Below are 3,550 nucleotides of genomic sequence, written 5' to 3'. Positions count from 1 at the left end.
CCTCCGAGGAGGTGCGGGCCGTCGCCGTGGAGCTGCTCGACGTCACTTGTCGGTGTCGTCCTTCTTCTCGTCGTCGCCTTCGCCCTCGATCACGGGGATGAGGGAGAGCTTGCCGCGGGAGTCGATCTCGGCGATCTCGACCTGGACCTTGGAGCCCACGCCGACGACGTCCTCGACGTTCTCCACGCGCTTGCCGCCGGCGAGCTTGCGGATCTGCGAGATGTGCAGCAGTCCGTCCTTGCCCGGGAGCAGCGACACGAACGCACCGAAGGTCGTCGTCTTCACGACGGTGCCCAGGTAGCGCTCGCCGACCTCCGGCATGGTCGGGTTGGCGATCGAGTTGATCGTGGCGCGCGCGGCCTCGGCCTGCGAGCCCTGCTGGGCACCGATGTAGATGGTGCCGTCGTCCTCGATCGTGATGTCGGCGCCGGTGTCCTCCTGGATCTGGTTGATCATCTTGCCCTTCGGGCCGATGACCTCACCGATCTTGTCCACGGGGATCTTGACCGTGATGATCCGCGGGGCGTTCGGGGACATCTCGTCCGGCGTGTCGATCGCTTCCATCATCACGTCGAGGATGTGGAGGCGGGCGTCACGGGCCTGCTTGAGGGCCGCGGCCAGGACGGAGGCCGGGATGCCGTCCAGCTTGGTGTCCAGCTGGAGGGCGGTCACGAACTCCTTGGTGCCGGCGACCTTGAAGTCCATGTCGCCGAAGGCGTCCTCCGCACCGAGGATGTCGGTGAGGGCGACGTAGTGCGTCTCGCCGTTGATCTCCTGGGAGATCAGGCCCATGGCGATACCGGCGACGGGGGCCTTGAGGGGCACACCGGCGTTCAGCAGGGACATGGTGGAGGCACAGACCGAGCCCATGGACGTCGAGCCGTTGGAGCCGAGGGCCTCGGACACCTGACGGATCGCGTAGGGGAACTCCTCGCGCGTCGGCAGGACCGGCACGATGGCGCGCTCGGCGAGCGCTCCGTGGCCGATCTCGCGGCGCTTGGGGGAGCCGACGCGGCCGGTCTCGCCGACGGAGTAGGGCGGGAAGTTGTAGTTGTGCATGTACCGCTTGCGGGTCACCGGGGAAAGGGTGTCCAGCTGCTGCTCCATCCGGAGCATGTTCAGGGTGGTGACGCCCAGGATCTGGGTCTCGCCACGCTCGAACAGGGCGGAGCCGTGCACGCGCGGGATGGCCTCGACCTCGGCGGCGAGCGTACGGATGTCCGTGACGCCGCGGCCGTCGATGCGGACCTTGTCCTTGATGACGCGCTCACGGACCAGGGCCTTGGTGAGCGAGCGGTACGCGGCGGAGATCTCCTTCTCGCGGCCCTCGAACTGCGGGAGCAGCTTCTCGGCGGCGATCTCCTTGACGCGGTCCAGCTCGGCCTCGCGGTCCTGCTTGCCGGCGATGGTGAGCGCCTGGGAGAGCTCGCTCCTGACCGCGGCGGTCAGGGCCTCCAGGACGTCGTCCTGGTGGTCGAGGAAGACCGGGAACTCGCCGGTCGGCTTGGCGGCCTTCGCGGCGAGGTCGGCCTGGGCCTTGCAGAGCACCTTGATGAAGGGCTTCGCGGCGTCCAGACCGGCGGCGACGACCTCCTCGGTGGGCGCCTCGGCGCCGCCCGCGACGAGCGTGATGGTCTTCTCTGTGGCCTCGGCCTCGACCATCATGATCGCGACGTCGCCGTCCTCCAGGACGCGACCGGCGACGACCATGTCGAAGACGGCGTCCTCAAGCTCGGTGTGCGTCGGGAACGCGACCCACTGGCCGTTGATCAGCGCGACGCGGACGCCGCCGATCGGGCCGGAGAAGGGCAGACCGGCCAGCTGCGTGGACGCGGAGGCGGCGTTGATCGCCACGACGTCGTACAGGTGGTCGGGGTTGAGCGCCATGATCGTGGCGACGACCTGGATCTCGTTGCGCAGGCCCTTCTTGAAGGACGGGCGCAGCGGGCGGTCGATGAGGCGGCAGGTGAGGATCGCGTCCTCGGAGGGCCGGCCCTCGCGGCGGAAGAAGCTGCCGGGGATCTTGCCGGCCGCGTACATCCGCTCCTCGACGTCCACCGTGAGGGGGAAGAAGTCGAGGTTGTCCTTGGGCTTCTTGGAAGCGGTGGTGGCCGACAGCACCATGGTGTCGTCGTCCAGGTACGCCACGGCGGAGCCGGCGGCCTGCTTGGCGAGGCGGCCCGTCTCGAAGCGGATGGTGCGGGTGCCGAAGGTTCCGTTGTCGATAACGGCCTCGGCGTAGTGGGTCTCGTTCTCCACTAGCGTTTTCTCCGATACTTTTCGTCTTTCGTCCTCACCTGCCCGTGTGGCAGGGGGACGCTTCTGCGGAGAAGCGCGCCTTCTTGTGCGGGCCGGTCTTCGATCGAAGCTCCCGGGGTCGCATTCTCCCGGGGGCCACTACCGAGGACCGGCGGCGGCGAGGTGCGCTTTTCCTCGTGTCCTACGTGTGGTGCCTGTCGTACGTGTGCTGTGTCCCGTACGTCATGTCGTGCGGCGTGGCGGCCGTGCGGCGCTGTGCGCTGTGGCGGTGCCACGCTGTGTCCCGCGTATTGCGTTGTGCTACCACACTACAAAGGTGGGGTGACACTCCGCACGTACAGCAAAGGGAGCGGCCCCCTCTTGCGTGGGAACCGCTCCCTTCACGATGTCCTACTTGGCGCCGCCGGCCGCACCGCGGCGGATGCCCAGGCGGTCGACCAGCGCACGGAAGCGCTGGATGTCCTTCTTCGCCAGGTACTGCAGGAGGCGACGGCGCTGACCGACGAGGATCAGCAGACCACGGCGGGAGTGGTGGTCGTGCTTGTGGGTCTTGAGGTGCTCGGTCAGGTCCGAGATACGGCGCGAGAGCATCGCGACCTGGACCTCGGGAGAGCCGGTGTCGCCCTCCTTCTGACCGAACTCCGTGATGAGCTGCTTCTTCGTAGCGGCGTCGAGCGGCACGCGTACTCCTCGTAGTCTGTGTCGATGCCCACCGAGTGCCCCTGGTCCACTTCTCAGGGGAGCTTCCGTGACTCGGGAGGCGGGATCCGTTGAGCGCGTCCTCCGGAGCCTTGAAAGGGTTGTCCGGGGGTGCGTACACATACGGCCGTAACACAGCGTACCAGGGGGTGGGAGCCGCTCCGACCGGGGTTCCCGGAGTCCGGGGAGGCCAGGGGCGGTCCCAGTAGGGTGACGCGACAGGTCGGGTTCGTTCGTCTGGAAGGGGTCGCTTGGCCATGGCCGAGGCAGAGGACAAGGACGTCAAGGCGCGCAAGGAGCGGGAGAAGGACGAGCTCTACGCCCTCGACATCTCGGGGGTCGAATGGCAGAGCGCGCCGGGTACCGAGGAGCACGAGGAGCGGGTCGAGATCGCGTATCTCCCCGAGGGCGCGGTGGCCATGCGGTCGTCGCTCGACCCGGACACGGTCCTGCGGTACACGGAGGCGGAGTGGCGGGCCTTCGTGCTCGGCGCGCGGGACGGCGAGTTCGACCTGGAGCCGGCGCCGCGGGACGGCGGGGCCGCGGCCGAGTAGGACGGCGGCGCTGAAGCGAGAAGGACCGGCGGCACGGA

At 68.3% G+C, this 3,550-nt stretch carries 3 protein-coding genes; 1 reads left to right on the top strand and 2 read right to left on the bottom strand.

Features of this window, described 5'->3' with window-relative positions; translation table 11 throughout:
• Window positions 1–42: 42 nt before the first annotated feature.
• A complete protein-coding gene (locus ACFWGJ_RS42815; protein ID WP_107021725.1) occupies window positions 43–2,259 on the bottom strand; it encodes a polyribonucleotide nucleotidyltransferase in 2,217 nt (738 codons plus the stop codon).
• A 390-nt stretch (window positions 2,260–2,649) separates the two neighbouring features.
• Window positions 2,650–2,940, bottom strand: a complete 291-nt coding sequence (gene rpsO / locus ACFWGJ_RS42810; RefSeq protein WP_107021727.1) for a 30S ribosomal protein S15 — start codon at window positions 2,938–2,940, stop codon at window positions 2,650–2,652.
• A gap of 275 nt (window positions 2,941–3,215) precedes the next feature.
• Between rpsO and ACFWGJ_RS42805 the strand changes: the two genes are divergently transcribed.
• The gene (locus ACFWGJ_RS42805) at window positions 3,216–3,512 is read left to right on the top strand and encodes a DUF397 domain-containing protein (RefSeq protein ID WP_387334376.1); all 297 of its coding nucleotides are present in this window, start codon (window positions 3,216–3,218) and stop codon (window positions 3,510–3,512) included.
• Window positions 3,513–3,550 lie beyond the last annotated feature (38 nt).

Source organism: Streptomyces sp. NPDC060205, assembly GCF_042728395.1.
GTDB lineage: Bacteria > Actinomycetota > Actinomycetes > Streptomycetales > Streptomycetaceae > Streptomyces.
The sequence above is the reverse complement of the archived record's forward strand: the minus strand, read 5'-3'. Positions and strand labels throughout refer to the sequence as shown.